11 protein-coding genes and 2 tRNA genes are annotated in these 17,586 nt (G+C 65.9%); 5 read left to right on the top strand and 8 right to left on the bottom strand.

Going from position 1 to position 17,586, the window contains the following annotated elements; genetic code table 11:
• Positions 1-86: 86 nt before the first annotated feature.
• From drt3b to ASD13_RS12870, 3 genes are all read right to left on the bottom strand, one after another.
• Positions 87-2,129 carry an antiviral reverse transcriptase Drt3b gene (gene drt3b / locus ASD13_RS17410; RefSeq protein WP_157535638.1) on the bottom strand — a complete coding sequence of 681 codons (2,043 nt, stop codon included), beginning with the start codon at positions 2,127-2,129 and terminating at the stop codon, positions 87-89.
• Positions 2,129-3,628, bottom strand: coding sequence for an antiviral reverse transcriptase Drt3a (gene drt3a / locus ASD13_RS17235; protein ID WP_162246296.1), 1,500 nt, complete (start codon positions 3,626-3,628; stop codon positions 2,129-2,131). Before drt3a ends, drt3b begins: the two co-directional genes overlap by 1 nt.
• A gap of 349 nt (positions 3,629-3,977) precedes the next feature.
• Positions 3,978-4,066 (bottom strand) — tRNA-Ser (locus ASD13_RS12870).
• Between the two features lie 189 nt (positions 4,067-4,255).
• Here ASD13_RS12870 and ASD13_RS12865 point away from each other — a divergent pair.
• The 4 genes from ASD13_RS12865 (at position 4,256) to ASD13_RS12850 (ending at position 10,916) form a co-directional block, all read left to right on the top strand.
• Entirely contained in the window at positions 4,256-4,966 is a 711-nt protein-coding gene (locus ASD13_RS12865; RefSeq protein WP_055876881.1) for an ion channel, read from the top strand.
• A gap of 186 nt (positions 4,967-5,152) precedes the next feature.
• The gene (locus ASD13_RS12860; RefSeq protein WP_055869808.1) at positions 5,153-6,628 is read left to right on the top strand and encodes a DUF2252 domain-containing protein; all 1,476 of its coding nucleotides are present in this window, start codon (positions 5,153-5,155) and stop codon (positions 6,626-6,628) included.
• Positions 6,625-8,238: an MFS transporter gene (locus ASD13_RS12855; protein WP_055869804.1), complete on the top strand. Its 1,614-nt coding sequence runs from the start codon at positions 6,625-6,627 to the stop codon at positions 8,236-8,238. Before ASD13_RS12860 ends, ASD13_RS12855 begins: the two co-directional genes overlap by 4 nt.
• Positions 8,239-8,321: 83 nt before the next feature.
• Positions 8,322-10,916 (top strand): alpha-L-rhamnosidase, encoded by a 2,595-nt coding sequence (locus ASD13_RS12850; protein WP_055869801.1) that lies wholly within the window; start codon positions 8,322-8,324, stop codon positions 10,914-10,916.
• A 13-nt stretch (positions 10,917-10,929) separates the two neighbouring features.
• On the opposite strand, the gene ASD13_RS12845 is transcribed toward ASD13_RS12850, so the two are convergent.
• Positions 10,930-13,215, bottom strand: coding sequence for a glycoside hydrolase family 3 C-terminal domain-containing protein (locus ASD13_RS12845; RefSeq protein WP_055869798.1), 2,286 nt, complete (start codon positions 13,213-13,215; stop codon positions 10,930-10,932).
• Between the two features lie 93 nt (positions 13,216-13,308).
• Here ASD13_RS12845 and ASD13_RS12840 point away from each other — a divergent pair, with 93 nt between their 5' ends.
• Positions 13,309-13,893: a TetR/AcrR family transcriptional regulator gene (locus ASD13_RS12840; protein WP_055869795.1), complete on the top strand. Its 585-nt coding sequence runs from the start codon at positions 13,309-13,311 to the stop codon at positions 13,891-13,893.
• A 29-nt stretch (positions 13,894-13,922) separates the two neighbouring features.
• Here ASD13_RS12840 and ASD13_RS12835 read toward each other — a convergent pair whose 3' ends face one another.
• The 4 genes from ASD13_RS12835 to serS all read right to left on the bottom strand — a co-directional run bounded on the left by ASD13_RS12835 (position 13,923) and on the right by serS (position 17,487).
• Complete coding sequence (locus tag ASD13_RS12835) at positions 13,923-15,176, bottom strand: LCP family protein (protein ID WP_017831501.1); 1,254 nt, start codon at positions 15,174-15,176, stop codon at positions 13,923-13,925.
• Between the two features lie 49 nt (positions 15,177-15,225).
• Positions 15,226-15,310: transfer RNA gene (locus tag ASD13_RS12830), tRNA-Ser, on the bottom strand.
• Between the two features lie 42 nt (positions 15,311-15,352).
• The gene (locus tag ASD13_RS12825) at positions 15,353-16,174 is read right to left on the bottom strand and encodes an HAD family hydrolase (RefSeq protein WP_055869792.1); all 822 of its coding nucleotides are present in this window, start codon (positions 16,172-16,174) and stop codon (positions 15,353-15,355) included.
• Positions 16,171-17,487, bottom strand: coding sequence for a serine--tRNA ligase (gene serS / locus ASD13_RS12820; RefSeq protein WP_055869789.1), 1,317 nt, complete (start codon positions 17,485-17,487; stop codon positions 16,171-16,173). The genes ASD13_RS12825 and serS overlap by 4 nt, the downstream gene beginning before the upstream one ends.
• Between the last annotated feature and the right edge of the window lie 99 nt (positions 17,488-17,586).

Here is a 17,586-nt window from a genome sequence, read left to right as displayed (position 1 = left end):
CAAAAAATGGGGGTTCGATGACGCTCGCCCCCAAGCGCCCGTGTGTGGTGGAAGTCGAAACTCCCGGTTGCGTCATGGCCGCATGCTTAGTATACCGATTGAGACGACTTGAGTAGCAACCGCTCGTAATAGTTCTCGCTTGCGTTCCAGGTGAACATCGACGGATGCGAACCTGCCTCCCTCATCGCCTGCACTGCTTTCCGCGAGTGCCCGTCCCCCATGGCCTTTGCGATCTCTTGAACAGAGGCCCCGGGGAAAGTCGGAAGGCTAAGTAGCAGAATTGTGCGCTCCGTCTCACCCTCACGATTGGACTTTCCATAATCGATAAGCTCACGGGCACGCTCAAGCAGTTCGGTCTTCATGCTACTCGCGCCAGGTGCATTGGTGAATCTTCGAAGCAGGGTTAGCACCGCGAACGCATCGAGGGCACTTACCCCCTTACCCCGGCGCTCGAGCAACCCGACTAGCTCTTCTTCCGGGATCTCCGGATCGACGAAAAGCAGGCAATCCATGAGCAACAGGGTGTGCGCTCCGAACGTCTCTTCCTCCTGCACGGCAGTCAACTGAGCGATCAACTCTCGCCGAACGCGGTGACGGAAGTAGTAACCGTTCAAGGCGCTGAGTTGCCCGAGCTCTAGTTCACCTATGGACGCAGCCACCATTCGCGTCAGCTTGACGCTATGAGACACAGACGGTGCCCCAGAGTAAATAAACAGGCCGACGTCGAGAACGGCCGCAAGGTATTCTACAAGTTGGGTTTGTGCACGATCGACGGACGCAGGATCACCCGCTTCCACCAGCGATGCTAAGTGCGCGCGAAACCTACGGACCGTGCGATCCCGTCTCCGGCCAAGCTCGTAGAGGTACGAATTTGCAAGTTCTCCGTGCTCTAGACCCGTGTCGATCAATAGTGCTTTATAATCAAGGATCGCTTTCCTGGGCAGGAAGTGCAGCGCCCCTTGAACTACCGAGTCCTCCTCAGACAACTTGATCTTTGTTCGCCTTTTGATATCCTCTCGAATTCGCATCTTTGCAACTGACATGTGCGACTGAAGAGGCGTATCAAAGTGCCGCTGCTTCTGCTCGTTTAGGTGCAACTTGAACCAAGCTAGCTCCGAGGAGAGGTACTCCTCTACGCGGTTCGCCTTGTTCGGGTCCGCAAGGAAAATAAAGTAGTCGTCAACGTAGCGCATCATCTCGTAGTGCACCCCGCGCTCCAACCCGTCCGACTCCATGACTCGTTGAACCCGGACGTCAACTTCCTGCAGAATTATCTCCGCGAATACGCGGGATAACTCGGGACCAATGATAATACCGCTCGTCTCCGCATAATTCAAGTACTGCATCAATCGGTCAAACTTTGCCCCGAAAGTCCCCTCGGCATCAGGCCGATTGTGTTTACTTGCGTACATACCATTGGTAACCCATGACAATGTGTGCGTGTAGACGCTATCGAAACACTTGGAAACATCCGCCCTCATCAGGTGCGGAAACTTGCGTTCACAAGCCTGAAACTCAGGGGATGAGTAGAAGCGGTTTATGTTGTTGTACCGCCTGTAGCTGAAATACGACGAAACGTACGAGTACTCGAGGTCTGACTGTTCAACACCAAAAGACTCCGAGTCTCGTGCTCCATCGAATACGGACTCGGGTCGGGCTTGAACACGTGCGACTCTGTGCGGATGACGGATAGAAAACTCGCTTCGATTGGTGAAGTACAGAATCGAGTCACGGTGATCGTGAATAAACGAAGCCATCTGCAGCATTGAATGCGGATGTGGAACCGACAACACCCGAGACTTCCCATTGTTGCGACGCGACCGGAACTTGTAGGGGTAGCGAAGATCACATTTACTAGCGCTGTCAGAAAGACGGAATTCTCGTCTGCCTTCGAGAACCGTGCCTGGACCCAGTGTGAGCGGATCGAAGATCAAACCAAGCCATCTTCGCTCAGACTCACCCAGCCGCGAGTCTTGAACCGAGAACACATGCTCGTCGTCCCAACGGAACTTCAGCCGTCGAAGAAACTTGTACATGCGCGTCACGTCAAAAGGAATCGGAACCTCATACGGAAGTATTTCCGACGTGAGCGCTCTCAGCGGATCTCGAACCGCCCTACTATGCACCATCAAACTTGCCCCCAGATAGAAACGATCCTCTCGACCCTCTTCTGATTGAAGCGCAAGAAGGATCGACTATGAAACATATCGACAAACGAGATGGACTCGATACGCGACCGAAGCTTGTCGGGCATCTTTGAGCCGTGCAATAGACAAAATTCTTGAATCATCACATCGAGCTCTCGCAACTCCCCCGCATTTTCATCCAGCGCACTATTCGAAAAATAGAGACCGATGGCCACATTGCTCTTGGAGTTGAGGAGCTTGGTGTTCCCCGCGAGGTACCGAATCCGATCCAGCAGCATCCCATTGTGCCCGTGATTCGGCCAACTTGCGTTCGGCAACGTTGATAACCAGGCTTGAAGCGCGGCCTCAAGCCTCTTAACCCTTCGCCCCTTGCGCTGATTCGTGAGCCCCACTGCAAGTCGACCGCCGGCGCGGGTAAACTTATACCCGAGGTACTCGAGATGCTCACCCGACGGATAGTCACCCTTTTTGTCGGCCACCAGTTCGTACGTTTTCCCAGAATTTGTTATGAGCTTGAGTTGATTCAAAGTGTCGACAGCCACGGCCTTGATCTTTGCCAGAGCAGTGGCGTTTTCGCTTACAATGACGATATCGTCGACGTAGCGCGCGTAGAACAGAACTCCGGGCTGGGTTCGTACTCGCGTATCAAACTCTCGCATATACAGCTCAGCGAGATGCGAGCTAAGCCCCACTCCGCGTGGAAGCCCCAATTGAGATTTCGCGAGTACTGCGTACTCCCATAGCAGCCGCTCCGTGAGTGCGGCGCTGACCCGGTCCAGACTCGAGTACCGTGAGACTCTTGCCCTGAGCTCGAAGTGGTCAATGGACTCGAAGAAGCGCTCGATATCGATCTTGAGTATCGCGTGGTGGTAAGGCCTGTCTAGAGCAGATCGGAGTGCGCGAACGACGCTGTTTCGACTGGGCGCCTCAACCGCCAGCGCACTTCGCACCGAAGCAGCGGCCTGCTTCGCGGGGTAAGTGATTGGGAGAGTTGAGCCGATCTGATATGTGGGTTTCCCACCAGCTAATGGACCGGCGACTAGCTCAAAGCTGAACCGATCGTCGCTGAATTTGTCTTCGAATACGCGAAGGGCGTCGCGAAGAGCGGATTCGATGGCCGCATCGCGTCGCTTACGCAGATCGCTGCGCTGCACACGGTAGGCCGCTCTCAGCGCTAGGCGTTCTGGGGAGTCACGTGCATACCTCTTCGCCCGCCGTAGGTAGCGTTGTCGCGCCGCCCGTAGCGCGCGAGTCACCCGCCCCACTTCCGGATCAAGACGACTAATGTCCTTGCCCCGACGATTCTCGAGGTTTGCGAGATCAACAAAACTTCGAACCGTGTACGGCGCTGGACCCACGCTCATGTGCACTCCCCATTTACGACTCCGCTTGGCCTCATCGAAGACGGTTGCGCCCTCGCGACCGTTCACCCACAGGCGAATCCAGATGCTCGACCCAAAGACACTATCGTGACCGCCCATCTCCCGCGCTCGTCGTGGCATCGGTTGGCTTTCTGGCGATCGGGAATCTGTCGGTTAGGTGTCTCCCCTCCTCGGCGAACTGAACGCGCTTCCAACTCACGGCCCGCTGGGGTTGATTCCGCGGCAGGCTGAAGCTGTACAGCCCATCACCGACCGCCCCGTGAGCATTCAAGGACAGTCCGCGTCGGTAAACAAGCACCCGACTTGTGAAGTCAGGACTCCGTTAGCCACTCGCGGCACGTCGGACTCCCGAAGCTGCAGACCAGCCATTCGTCGAGGCCTCACCTCAAACACCCCGAAGACGCAGGCCGGGAACGAGAAAACCCCCGCCTGAGCGGGGGTTCTTGTGCGGAGACGAGGGGATTTGAACCCCTGGTCCCCGTGAGGGGACTCCACCTTAGCAGGGTGGTGCACTCGGCCGGACTATGCGACGTCTCCAGGCATCCGACCCGAAAGCACGGATGCACCTAGCCATCATAACGGGTCAGACGAGCGGTGACGAACCAGCCCTCGGGACTCTCCTTCTGGCCGACGCGCAACCGGCCTCAGCGGGGAGGCGCACTCGCGCTGGGATACTGGCCGCACATCGTGGGCGCTCCGCGTCCACCGCGCGGAAGAGGACCGATCATGCCCCGGACAGACACCGTGAAGCCGGAGCACTCCGACACGCCCCCGCGTCGCCGGCGAGACGGCCAGGCCCGCGGATACGCCATCATCCTCGTCCTGCTCGTCGTCTCCTACGGCCTGTGCGCCGCGCAGCCGAGCACGGATCCGAGCCCCTGGGCCTTCCTCGCGATGCTGGCGACGATCGCGATGGTGTTCTACGTGACCAGGGCCCGGAACCTCGTCCAACGCGTGTCGTGGGTGGTGCTCTCGGTGGCCGGGGCCTCCGCCGTCGCCGCCGTCCTCTTCGGTGTCGAGGGTCCTCTGCTCGCGATCCCGCTGTCGACGGCGTCGATGATCGCCCTGCTGGTCGCTCCCTGGGCGATCATCGCGCACCAGGTCAACCGACGCGGCCTCGACCTGGAAGCCCTTCTGGCGGCGATCACCGCGTACATCCTGGTCGGGATGTTCTTCGCCTTCGTCTACAACCTGATCTCTCAGTTCTCACCCACCCCCATGTTCGGCGACGAGAATCTCGACTCGCTCGGCAACCAGCTGTTCTTCTCCTTCACGACGCTGACCACGACCGGATACGGCAACCTGGTACCGGTCGGCGCCACCGGACAGGGGATCGCCATCGCCGAGGCCATCACCGGGCAGCTGTTCCTGATCACCGCGGTCGCGCGGATCATGCGGGGTGCCAGCGCGAAGCGCGCCGCGTCATCCGACGCCTGACCCTGTGGCCGCGGTCGAGGAGCGTCGCCGACACCTCCCCGACCTCGCCCGAAAGGGGTGATGCCCTCCCCGTGATCCCCCCGCGGACTGCGACGATGAGCACTGCGACGCCGCCCGCATCCGGCCCGGGATCCTCCTCCGGCCCTCCGGCTCCCGCGCCGTCGACAGACGGGTGGGAGGTACGGCATGGGGGACATCGGAAGCGCCGAGGAGCGCGACGAGTTCGCGCCACCGGATGCGGTCGCGCCGGAGTTCGTCGCCAGGTGGAGCCGCGGTCGCGACGCCCGTGCTCGTGCCCCTCGCTCACACCAGGGCCCGTGGCGTCCGGGAGCGGACCGGCCCGACCCGGTCGCGCTGCTCGAGGGGCAGGCCACCACGCGGGATCTCGACATCGTTCCGTTGCGGTACGAGCGGATGTCGGCCTCGCCGTTCGCGTTCTACCGGGGGGCGGCTCTGCTGATGGCCGCCGACCTCGCCACCGCACCGCACACCGGCATCACTGTGCAGCTGTGCGGTGACGCGCACCTGTCGAACTTCGGCCTGTTCGGCACTCCGGAGCGCCGGCTCATCTTCGACATGAACGACTTCGACGAGACGTTCCCCGGCCCGTTCGAATGGGACGTGAAGCGCCTGGCGACGAGCTTCGCCGTGGCCGGCCGCCATCGTGGTTTCTCCGCGGACGAGGTGCGTGCGTGCGTCCGCGCGTCGGTCGTGGGCTACCGGAAGGCGATGCGGCGCGCGGCCGACTCCCCTGTCCTGGACGCCTGGTACGACCGTTTCGACGCCGAGAGCGCGCGCCGACGGATCCGCGCGGAACGAGATCGGCGACGTGCGGACGACGTGACGGTCGCTCGACTGGATGCGGTGGTGAAGAAGGCACGCAAGCGGGACCGGATGCGATCGTTCGCGAAGCTCGTGCACGTCGTCGACGGACAGCTCCGGATCATCTCGAACCCGCCGCTGGTGACGCCCGTCGAGGACTTCCTGCCGGGGGCCGGCGCCGACTTCGACGAGGCCGCGCTGATGCGGAATCTCCTCTCCGAGTACCAGCACACATTGCCGGGCGAGCACCACCCGATCTCCGAGTACCGCTACCGCCACATGGCCCGGACGGTGGGAGGGATCGGCAGCGTCGGCACGAGGGCCTGGGTCGTGCTCCTCAGCGGCAGAGACGATCACGATCCTCTGCTCCTGCAGGCGAAGACCGCGCAGCCTTCCGTCCTCGAGCGCTACCTCGGTCCGGGAACGCACGGGAACGAGGGAGAACGGGTGGTGCGCGGGCAGCGACTCATGCAGGCGGCCAGCGACATCTTCCTCGGATGGCAGCGGGTGGCCGGCGCCGACGGCACGACCCGCGACTTCTACGTGCGCCAGCTGCACGACTGGAAAGGCGGGATCGATCCGGAGACGATGACTCCGCGCGGGGCGGCGCTGTATGCGCGCATCTGCGGCGAGACCCTCGCCCGAGGGCACGCCAGGAGCGGGGACCGTGTCGAGGTCGCCGGGTATCTCGGCCGTGGGCGGGCATTCGAGGAGGCGATCTGCGTCTTCGCCGACACCTACGCCGATCAGAACGAGCGCGACTTCACGAGCTTCCGCGACGCGCTCACGGCGGGGAGGCTCCCCACGAGGGGATCCGCTCCCTCGAAGGAGTCGCCATGAAGCGCTGGGGTGTCATCGCCGTCCTCGGATCCGCGCAGTTCGTGATGGTGCTCGACGGCACCGTGATGAACGTGTCGATCTCGACGGTGGTGTCCGACCTCGACACCACCGTCACCGCGATGCAGGGCGCCATCACCTTCTACACCCTCACGATGGCCGCGTTCATGCTGTTGGGCGCGAGGCTGGGCGACGTATGGGGTCGTCGCAGGGCGTTCGTGATCGGGTCGTGCGTGTACGCGGCGGGCTCGCTGATCACTGCGTTGAGCCCGAACGTGCAGTTCCTCTTCCTCGGCTGGTCGATCGTCGAGGGGCTGGGTGCTGTGCTCGTCATCCCGGCCATCGCGGCGCTCGTCGCCGACAACTACCGGGGAAGCGAGCGCATCACGGCCTTCGCGATCATCGGCGCTGTGTCCGGAGCGGCCGTCGCAGCGGGACCCCTGATCGGAGGATTCGTCACGACGTACTTCGACTGGCGCTACGTGTTCGCCGCCGAGGTGCTCATCATGATCGGTGTGGTGCTGTGCGCCCGCATCGTCACGGATCCGACGCCACGGCAGAGCGTGCGCATCGATCTCCTCAGCGTCGCCCTGTCCTCGATCGGACTGGTCGCGGTGGTGTTCGGGATGCTGCAGAGCAAGACCTGGGGATGGGTGCTTCCGCTGAATCCGCCCACCATCGGCGACGTCGCCATCGCACCGCTCGGCATCTCCCCCGCCGCCTGGTTCATCGTGCTCGGCATCGTGCTCCTCGCACTCTTCTTCTCCCGCCAGCGTCTTCTCGAGAGCCTGGGCCGCTCTCCGCTCATCCACGTGGGCATGTTCTCGATCACGTCGCTGCGCAGCGGGCTCTTCGTGCTCGGAGCGCAGTACACGGTGACGGCGGGGCTGTTCTTCGTGGTGCCGGTCTATCTGCAGATGACCCTCGGCCTCGATGCGCTGGAGACCGGCGTCCGGATCTTCCCGCTCTCGATCGCCCTCGTGCTGTTCTCCATCGTCGGCACCCGGCTCTCGCGCGTGCTCTCGCCACGCATGATCGTGCGCATCGGGCAGGTGTCCCTCGTCGTGAGCGCCGTCATCCTGCTCGGCTCCGCGACGAGCGACCTGCGCAGCGTGTTCTTCGCCACCGGGATGTTCCTCGCCGGAGCAGCCCTCGGACTGCTCGCCTCGCAGCTGGGGAATGTCAACATGTCGAGCGTGACGGAGAAGGAGACGAGCGAGGTGGGCGGGCTCCAGGGCGTGTTCCAGAACCTCGGCTCGTCGCTGGGGACGGCGCTGATCGGCTCGATCCTCATCGGTGCCCTGTCGACCTCGTTCGCATCGGGAGTCGCGTCGAGCGCTCTCCCTGACGCCACGAAGACGACGGTGGCGAGCGCCACGCAGCAGGGCGTCGCGATCGTGCCGGCAGCGGACGTGGCCGCCATCGCGGAGAAGGCCGGTCTGAGCGACGCGGACGCCGACTCCCTCGCCACGATCTACCGCGACTCGCAGCTGTCTTCACTGCGCATCGCGTTCTTCGCGCTGATCCTCATCAGCCTCCTGTCGCTGTTCTTCTCGAAGGAGATACCCCGCACGAACGACGCCCACCTGCGCCGCACCCCGACGACCGGGTGACCCCGGGGCGGCACAGAAGTCGTGGGGCACGAGATCGTCCGACTCCATCGCCGTTGTCCTCGGGATCGGCAAGGATGAGGAGCATGACGATCGTCTCCGCGCCGCGCATCGAGCACCACCGGGATCCGCTCGGCATCGGCGAGAGCCGCCCCCGTCTGAGCTGGAGGCTCTCCGGCGCACCCGACGGCTGGCGCCAGGAGCGGTATGCGGTCACCGTGGTGCGCGAGGACGGCGAGGAGCGCGTCGAGGTGACGTCCGCCGCCCAGGTCCTGGTCCCCTGGCCGGGCCGGGCGCTCGGTTCGCGAGAGCGCGTCCGCGTGCACGTCGCGGTGCAGGGCGTCGACGGCAGCTGGTCGGACCGGAGTCCCGAGACCTGGCTGGAGACGGGGCTGCTGCATGCCGACGACTGGTCGGCGCAGCCGGTCGGGCTCGATCTCGACGAGGATCCGGAGAGCGACGCCCGCCGCGCCACCCTGGTCCGGCGGAGCTTCCGCATCGACGGCACGATCGCCCGCGCCCGGCTCTACGCCACCGCGCACGGCCTGTACGAGGCCGAGATCAACGGCATCCGCGTCGGCTCCGACACGCTCTCACCGGGCTGGACGGTCTACCGCGAGCGACTGCGGTACTACACCTACGACGTGACCGACCTGCTCGTCGACGGCGAGAACGCGCTCGGCGCCTGGCTCGGAGACGGCTGGTATCGCGGACGTCTCGGCTGGCGCGGCGGCCACCGCAACGTTTTCGGCGGCGATCTCTCCTTCCTCGGGCAGTTGGAGATCGTCTACGCCGACGGGCGACGCGAGACGGTCGTGACCGACGGTTCGTGGAAGGCGGCACTCTCCCCCATCCTGCGGTCCGGGATCTACGACGGTGAGGACTACGACGCGCGCCAGGAGATCCCCGGGTGGACGACGGCGTCGTTCGACGACGGCGGGTGGCTGCCGGTCGCGGTGCGCACGCGCGACCCGCGCACCCTCGTCGCCCCGACCGCCCCGCCCGTCCGGGTGACGCAGGAGGTCGCGCCGATCGCCGTGCTCACCTCGCCCGGTGGCGCGCGCATCCTCGACTTCGGGCAGAACCTCGTCGGACGGGTGCGCATCCGCGTCGCCGGGCCCCGTGGCGCGACCGTCACACTGCGCACCGCGGAGGTGCTGCAGGAGGGCGAGATCTACACGCGCCCTCTGCGCAGCGCACGCTCCAGCGACTCCTACACACTCGACGGACGTCCCGCGGGCGAGGAGTGGGAACCGCGCTTCACGTTCCACGGCTTCCGGTACGTCGAGGTCTCGGGGTGGCCGGGAGACCTCGATGCGGATGCCGCGGCCGGCGCCCTCATCGCGCGCGTGCTGCACACCGACCTGGAGCGCACCGGATGGTTCTCGTGCTCCGACCCTCTGGTCGAGCAGCTGCACCGCAACGTCGTCTGGGGCATGCGCGGGAACTTCGTCGACATCCCCACCGACTGTCCGCAGCGCGATGAGCGCGTGGGCTGGACCGGCGACGTGCAGGTGTTCGGGCCGACCGCCTCGACACTGTACGACGTCTCCGGGATGCTGTCGGGATGGCTCCGCGACGTCGAGGCCGACCAGCTGCCCGACGGCACGGTGCCCTGGTTCGTGCCGGTGATCCCCTCGCACAAGGTGTGGTCCCCGATCAGGGCGGGAGCCGCCTGGGGTGATGTCGCCACGCTGCTGCCCTGGACCCTCTACCAGCGCTTCGGTGATGACGGCGTGCTGGCGACGCAGTTCGAGAGCGCACGCCGCTGGGTCGACAAGGTCGACTCCCTGGCCGGGCCCGACCGCCTGTGGAACGAGGGCTTCCAGCTCGGCGACTGGCTCGACCCCGCCGCTCCCCCACAGGATCCCGCCGATGCGCGCACCGATCGATATCTCGTGGCGACGGCCTACTTCGCGCGGTCGGCGCGAGCCGTCGCGGATATGGCTCGCGTGCTCGGGCGCACGGCCGACGTCGCGCACTACGAAAGCCTCGCCGCCGACGTCGCCGCCGCGTTCCGGGATGCGTATGTGCGCGCCGACGGCACGATGACCTCCGACGCACAGACCGCTTACGCCCTGGCGATCGTGTTCGACCTGCTCGCCGACGACAGGCGGCGTGCTGTGGCAGGCGCCCGCCTCGCCGATCTCGTGCACGCCGCCGGCAACCGCATCGCGACCGGATTCGTGGGCACGCCGCTCGTCTGCGACGCGCTCACCATGACCGGCCACACCGATGCCGCCTACGATCTGCTTCTCGAGCAGGAGTGCCCGTCGTGGCTCTATCAGGTCGTGCAGGGCGCGACCACGGTCTGGGAGCGATGGGACGCGATGCTGCCGGATGGCACCGTGAACCCCGGAACCATGACGTCGTTCAACCACTACGCGCTGGGAGCGGTCGCCGACTGGCTGCACCGCAGCGTGGCCGGACTCGCCCCGGCGGAGCCCGGCTATCGTCGCATCCGCTTCGCCCCGCGGCCGGGCGGTGGTCTGACGCACGCGTCGGCGACGCAGCGCACACCCTACGGAGAGACCTCGATCTCCTGGCATGTCGAGCAGGATGAGCTGCGGGTCGAGGTCGTGGTGCCGGTCGGTGCCATCGCCGAACTCGATCTGCCAGGCGCGGTCCGTGAGGAGCTCGGGCACGGCGCGCACACGCGCGCCGTGGCCCTGAGTGCGTGACGGCGGTCGCGGCTCAACCGGCCGTGGAACCACCCGCGTTCGCCGCCGCGATCAGCTGCTCGATCTGCTCGAAGTCGACGGGAAGCCCGGGGAATCCGGCGAGGCGTCCGATCGGGAAGGACGCCATCATCTTCTGCATCGCCTCGTCGTTCGGCATCATCGATGCCGCGGCCGCATCTCCGCCTAGCCCGCCCATCAGGCCGCCGAGCGCCTGCTGCACGATGGGTCCGGCGATCGGGTGTGTCATCAGGTCCCCGACGGAGGAGTTCATGGTCAGCTCCTGGTGCACCGCGTCACCCGAGATCTCGACCGAGACACGGGAGCGGATGTCACGGCTGGAGGCGGCCACCTCGACGGTGTACTCGCCGCCCTCGACGACCCAGCGGTCGACGCGGATGTCCCAGTAGGCGAGGTCCTCACGCCGCACGACGAGCTCGACGGAGCGGGTCTCCCCCGCGGCCAGGGCGACCGAGGAGAATGCCTTGAGCTCGCGGGGCGCGCGCTGCACGATCGAGGTCGTCGGTGCGACGTAGACCTGCACGACTTCGCGGCCATCGCGGTCGCCGGAATTGGTGACGTCGAGGCGCACGACGATACCGCCGTCCGCTCCGACCTCGGCCGTCGCACCGGTGTACTCAAACGTCGTGTACGAGAGTCCATGGCCGAACGGGAAGGTCACGTCGAGACCCTTCGCGTCGTACCAGCGGTAGCCGACCAGCAGGCCCTCGCCATAGCGCACGTGTCCGAACTCGCCGGGGAAGTTGCCGAAGGACGGGTTGTCCTCGAGCCGCACGGGCACCGTCTCGGTGAGCTTGCCCGAGGGGTTCACCGCACCGTAGAGCACATCGGCGACGGCGCCGCCACCAGCCTGGCCCAGCAGCCAGCTCTCGATGATCGCGGGCACGCGGTCGGCGAAGGGCAGTGCCACGACCCCGCCGTTGGACAGGACGACCACGACGCGCGGGTTGACCTCGAGCACGGCATCGAGCACGGCCAGCTGCTCGGCAGGCAGGTCGATATGGTCGCGGTCGAAGCCCTCCGACTCCTCCGCAGCCGGCAGACCGAGGAACAGCACCGCCACGTCCGCCGTCCGGGCGACGCCGACGGCCTCGGCCCGCAGCTCCTCCGCGGTGCGACCGGATGCCTCGACGGCTCCGCCTTCGACCGCGAAGCCCGCGGCATAGCTGACGTTCTCGCCGCCCACGACACGCAGCTCGTCGAGCGCCTTGTCCACGCGGGTGGGGTTGATCAGCGACGAGCCGGCGCCCTGGAAACGCGGCTCGGTCGCGAAGGCACCGATCACGGCGACCTTCTGGTCTGCGGCGAGCGGCAGCAGCGCGCCGTCGTTCTTCAGCAGCACGATCGAGCGACCGGCGGCTTCCCGCGCGAGCGCGTGGTGCGCGTCGACGTCGAGCGGACCTGCGACGGCCGGACGCTTTCCCGCTTTGCGCACGAGGTCGATCGCACGGGCGGCAGCGGTGTCGAGCACGCTTTCGGGGAGGGTTCCCGCACGAACGGCCGCGACGAGCTGCGCGTCGGTCCGTCCACCCGAGGCCGGCATCTCCAGGTCGAGCCCTGCCGCGACGCCGACGACGCGATCGTTCACGGCTCCCCAGTCCGAGACCACGAGACCGTCGAAACCCCAGTCGTCGCGCAGCACACTGGTGAGCAGCCACGGGTCCTCCGAGGTCCAGACCCCGTTGAGCTTGTTGTACGAGCACATGACGGTCCAGGGCGCCGCGTCCTTCACGACCCGCTCGAATCCGCGCAGGTAGATCTCGCGCAGCGGGCGCGGGTCCACATCCGAGCTCGCGCGCATGCGGTCGAACTCCTGGTTGTTGGCCGCGAAGTGCTTGAGCGAGGTGCCGACGCCCTTCGACTGGATGCCACGGACCGATGCGGCGCCGAGGATGCCGGACACGATCGGGTCCTCCGAGAAGTACTCGAAGTTGCGTCCGCACAGCGGTGAGCGCTTGATGTTGATGCCGGGGCCGAGCACGACAGCCACGTTCTCGATCGCGGCCTCCACCCCGATCGCGGCACCCACCCGTTCGATGATCTCCGGATCGAAGGACGAGCCGATGCCGACGGCGGGCGGGAAGCAGGTGGCGGGGACGCTGCTGGCGAGACCGAGGTGATCGGTGCTGCCGGACTGCTTGCGCAGGCCGTGCGGACCGTCGGTCATCATCACCGACGGGATGCCCAGGCGGTCGATGGCCTTCGTGGTCCAGAAGTCCGCACCGCTGGTGAGCGAAGCCTTCTCCTCGAGGGTGAGGTCGGAAGCCGAGTTCTCGGTCATTGTGTCCCTTTCGCGCACGACGTCGATGTCCTGCGAAAACCATATGCCCTTCAGTATTAGATATCAAACGACATTCAGGATTAGGGTCGAGGCATGGCACGACGAGGTTCGTACGCGAAGGGCGTGGCGCGACGCGAGGAGATCCTCGAGAGCGCCCTCGACGTGATCGGGCGCAAGGGGTATCAGAACGCCTCGCTCAAGGAGATCGCCGAAGTCGTCGGAGTCACCCCCGCCGCTCTGCTGCACTACTTCGGTTCGAAGGAAGAGCTCTTCACCGAAGTCCTTCGAAAGCGCGATGAGCACGACGGCCTCGATCCCTCGGGCCTCAGTGACGCCGAGGCTCGGACCGGGTTCATCGAGGTGATCCGCCACAACACCGAGGTCCCGGGGCTGGTCGCCCTGTTCTCACGCCTCTCGGTCGACGCCGCCGACCCCGAGCATCCTGCCCACGAGTACTTCCTCGACCGCAGCGCCCGCCTGCGTGAGTCGATCGCCGACAGCTTCGGCGCCGAAGAGCGGCGCTCCGCCCTCGATCCCGACACACTCGCTCGCGTGATCCAGGCAGCATCCGACGGTCTTCAGCTGCAGTGGATGATCGACCCGAGCGTCGACATGCCCGGCATCATGAGCGCTCTCATCGACGCACTCCATCCGCCCGCGCCACCCACCGACGACTAGACCGTCACCGCATGTCGCTCCCGGGGGGGTCAGCGCACGTTGCCGTTGGAGCAGGTCTGCTGCGCGGCGGAGTTGCCCTTGATCGAATCGGGCAGAGCCACGACATTGTCGGGGGTCGCTGCCGGATCCGGAGTCGCTGCGGGGTCGGTCGCCGGCTCCTCGACGGGTGCCGTCGGCTCCTGCACGACCACGCCGTCGTTCTTGTTGTTCTCATGCGTGATCTGCAGCTGCGCGTTCGCCGCGAGCGCCTCCCAGAGCGCCGAGGCGGCGGTGTAGTTGGGGACGACCTTGTTCGGGTTGGCCGAGTCCGTGCCGTTCGGGTACTGCACGAAGACGATGTCCTCGAACGGGACCGACTTGACCGCGAGAGCGATCTGGACCAGCGTCATCGGGTTCGTGAGGGACTCGCTCGGCTCCAGGTTCTGGATCGCGGTGTTCGCGAGCTTCAGCATGACGGGGACGTTGCCGAGCACGTCACCGCTGATCATCTTGCGGGCGAGGCTCGACATGTACTGCTGCTGGTTCCCGATGCGGCCCAGGTCGCTCCCGTCGCCGACTCCGTGACGCGTGCGCAGGAACTGCAGGGCCTGCAGCCCCTCGATCGTGTGAGTTCCTGCGGCCATGTCGAGGCCCGTGTAGCGGTCCTTGATCGGGTTGGCGAGGCAGACGTCGACGCCGCCGATCGCGTTGGTGATCTCGATCACACCACCGAAGGTCACGCCGGCCGCGAACTGGATCTCCTGGTCGGTGAGTTCGGAGATCGTCTTCACGACGCAGTTCAGGCCGCCGTCGGTGTACGCGGTGTTGAGCGGCTGCTTGCTCATCGCGGAGGTGGCGTTGCCGTCCTTGTCGGTGCAGGCCGGGATCGGGACCATCAGGTCGCGCGGGAAGCTGACCACCGTGATCCGGCGCGGCTCCTGCGAGACATGAACCAGCAGGTTCACATCGTTGAGCGTGCCCTCGGAGTCCGCTCCGGAGCATCGCTCGCCGAAGAGGTCCTTGTACTTCTCTTCACAGGTGTCGACCCCGGTGAGCACCATGTTGAAGCCGCCCTCGTACTCGCCGATGTCCGGCGGGATCGGGTCCTGGCCCTCGATCTCGACCGCGTTCGCCGAGACGGTGCTCGAGAGGTCGTAGAAGACGTAGGCGCCGACGCCGAGCCCGCTCACCAGAACCACGGCGAGGCCGATCGCGATGAACTTCAAGAGCTGACCGACGGTGCCAGGAGTGCCCAGCTGACCATGGCGCGCGATCGTGTGACGGCGTCGGGTGTTCTGGCTCACTCGGGTCCTTTCGGATTAAGCGCCGGTGCGGGGGCACCGTGCTCAAATGCGGAGGGTGTGGGATTCGAACCCACGAGACATCTCTGCCCACTGGTTTTCAAGACCAGCTCCATCGGCCGCTCGGACAACCCTCCCGACAGACGCTTCTGTCGACCAGGCGTGAGTCTAGCCGAGAACTATTCTCCTGCGCTGACCTGGGCGGGGGCTGGAAGCGTGTCGAGCGCTCGCGCCAGGCCACCGTCGGCCACGTCTGCGGTGACTTCCCCGGCGGCCTCCTTCACCACGTCGGGCGCCTGACCCATCGCGACGGCGCGACCACCGAGCGCGCGAGCCCAGCCGAACATCCCGATGTCGTTGCGTCCGTCGCCGGCGACGAGGATGCGTCCCTCGTCGAGGCCCAGCTCGGTGCGCACCTGCTCCAGAGCGGTTCCCTTGTCCACGCCCTGCGGCGCGATGTCCAGCCATGCCGTCCAGCCGATCGCGTACGACACCTCGTTGAGACCGGCGTCCGCCACCAGGCGATGGAAGTCGTCTTCGTCATGGCCGGGCGAGACGACGACGATGCGTGAGACGGGGAGTTCCCCGAGCTCGTCGAAGTCGACCTGACGCCCGCCGTCGAGCGTCCAGTCATCGAGTTGCTCGGTGAACAACCGCTGCCCGGAGGCGAGTTCGACCATGTACCTGGCCTCGGGAAGACGCTCTCGCAGCAGGCCGAGGACCGGAGTGGGATCGAACGTCTCCACGTTCCAGCGCTCCCAGTCGTCGCCCGAGCGGCGCATCGTCACCGCGCCGTTGGAGCACACCACGTAGTCCGCGGTCAATCCGAGTTCCTCGACGTATCGTCGGGTCGCCATCCAGCTGCGACCGGTCGCGATGGTGACCACGTGCCCGCCGTCGCGAAGCCGGGCGATCGCTTCCGGAACACCGGGGCTCATCGTCTCGTCCTGCAGCAGGATGGTCCCGTCGACGTCGAGGCCGACCAGCCAGGGGCCCGTCATCGAGCGGCCCGCCCATCGACGAGGGGCTGGATCACGTCGAGGCCGCCGAGGTAGGGGCGCAGGACCTCGGGCACGCGCACGGATCCATCGGCCTGCTGGTGCGTCTCGAGCAGGGCGACGATCCAGCGTGTCGTGGCGAGCGTGCCGTTCAGCGTGGCGACGTGCTGCGTCTTCGCTGCTCCCTGCGTCGCTCCATCCGCCGCATCGACGGGAGGGCGATGACGCACTTCCAGGCGGCGCGCCTGGAAGGTCGTGCAGTTCGACGTCGAGGTGAGCTCGCGGAAGGCGCCCTGCGTCGGCACCCACGCCTCGATGTCGTACTTGCGAGCGGCGCTGGAGCCGAGGTCTCCCGCTGCCACATCGATCACGCGGTAGGCGAGACCGAGCGAGGTCAGCATCTCCTCCTGCAGGGCCACGAGGCGCAGGTGCTCGGCTTCGGCCTCCTCCGCAGTCGTGTAGACGAACATCTCCAGCTTGTTGAACTGGTGCACCCGGATGATGCCGCGGGTGTCCTTGCCGTGCGAGCCGGCCTCGCGGCGATAGCAGGTCGACCAGCCGGCGTAGCGGAGGGCACCGTCTGCCAGGTCGACGATCTCGTCCTTGTGATACCCGGCGAGCGCGACCTCGCTGGTGCCGACCAGGTACAGATCGTCGTCCTTGTCGAGGTGGTAGACCTCATCGGCGTGCTCGCCGAGGAAGCCGGTGCCCTGCATGATCTCCGGGCGCACGAGCGTCGGGGTGATCAGGGGCACGAATCCGTTCTGGAGCGCCTTGTCGAGCGCGAGGTTCATCAGCGCGATCTCGAGACGTGCGCCGATGCCGCGCAGGAAGTAGAAGCGCGCGCCGGAGACCTTGGCACCGCGTTCCATGTCGATCGCTCCGAGGAGCTCGCCGAGCTCGAGGTGGTCCTTCGGCTCGAAGTCGAACGCCGGGACGTCACCGACGCGGCGCAGTTCGACGAAATCGGCTTCGCCGCCGGCCGGCACGCCGTCGATCACCACGTTCTCGATCCGAGCCAGAGCGGCAGCCGCGGCTTCGGCGGCCTCGTTCGCCGCGTGCTGGGCCTGCTTGACGCGCTCGGCGAGGTCTTTCGCCTGCGCGACCAGCGCAGCCTTCTCCTCTTTCGGAGCCTTCGCGACGAGCTTGCCGAAGGCGTTCTGCTCGGCGCGCAGCTCCTCGAACGCGGAGAGCGCGGCCCTGCGCGATCGGTCGGCCTCGAGAGCGACGTCGACGGTGCTCTGGTCGTTTCCACGAGCAGCCTGCGAGCGGCGGACGATCTCCGGATTGTCGCGGAGGAGTGCGAGGTCGATCATCCACCAAGTCTACGGTGAACGCTCCGAGGTGCCGGATGTCACACTCTCGGACCGGTGGCGTCTTCCTCTGCAGTGGTCGGCACCCCGTCGACCCGTGGA

Source organism: Microbacterium sp. Root1433D1 (genome assembly GCF_001426835.1).
GTDB lineage: Bacteria > Actinomycetota > Actinomycetes > Actinomycetales > Microbacteriaceae > Microbacterium > Microbacterium maritypicum.
Note: the sequence above shows the minus strand (reverse complement) of the source record. Positions and strands in the feature narration are given on the sequence as shown.

Excerpts from the sequence above, each read along its gene's own strand:
- ASD13_RS12860 (WP_055869808.1), top strand. The coding sequence starts at position 5,153 with ATGGGGGACATCGGAAGCGCCGAGGAGCGCGACGAGTTCGCGCCACCG.
- ASD13_RS12865 (WP_055876881.1), top strand. The coding sequence starts at position 4,256 with ATGCCCCGGACAGACACCGTGAAGCCGGAGCACTCCGACACGCCCCCG.
- serS (WP_055869789.1), bottom strand. The coding sequence starts at position 17,487 with ATGATCGACCTCGCACTCCTCCGCGACAATCCGGAGATCGTCCGCCGC.
- drt3b (WP_157535638.1), bottom strand. The coding sequence starts at position 2,129 with ATGGTGCATAGTAGGGCGGTTCGAGATCCGCTGAGAGCGCTCACGTCG.
- ASD13_RS12850 (WP_055869801.1), top strand. The coding sequence starts at position 8,322 with ATGACGATCGTCTCCGCGCCGCGCATCGAGCACCACCGGGATCCGCTC.
- ASD13_RS12855 (WP_055869804.1), top strand. The coding sequence starts at position 6,625 with ATGAAGCGCTGGGGTGTCATCGCCGTCCTCGGATCCGCGCAGTTCGTG.
- ASD13_RS12845 (WP_055869798.1), bottom strand. The coding sequence starts at position 13,215 with ATGACCGAGAACTCGGCTTCCGACCTCACCCTCGAGGAGAAGGCTTCG.
- ASD13_RS12825 (WP_055869792.1), bottom strand. The coding sequence starts at position 16,174 with ATGACGGGCCCCTGGCTGGTCGGCCTCGACGTCGACGGGACCATCCTG.
- drt3a (WP_162246296.1), bottom strand. The coding sequence starts at position 3,628 with ATGGGCGGTCACGATAGTGTCTTTGGGTCGAGCATCTGGATTCGCCTG.
- ASD13_RS12840 (WP_055869795.1), top strand. The coding sequence starts at position 13,309 with ATGGCACGACGAGGTTCGTACGCGAAGGGCGTGGCGCGACGCGAGGAG.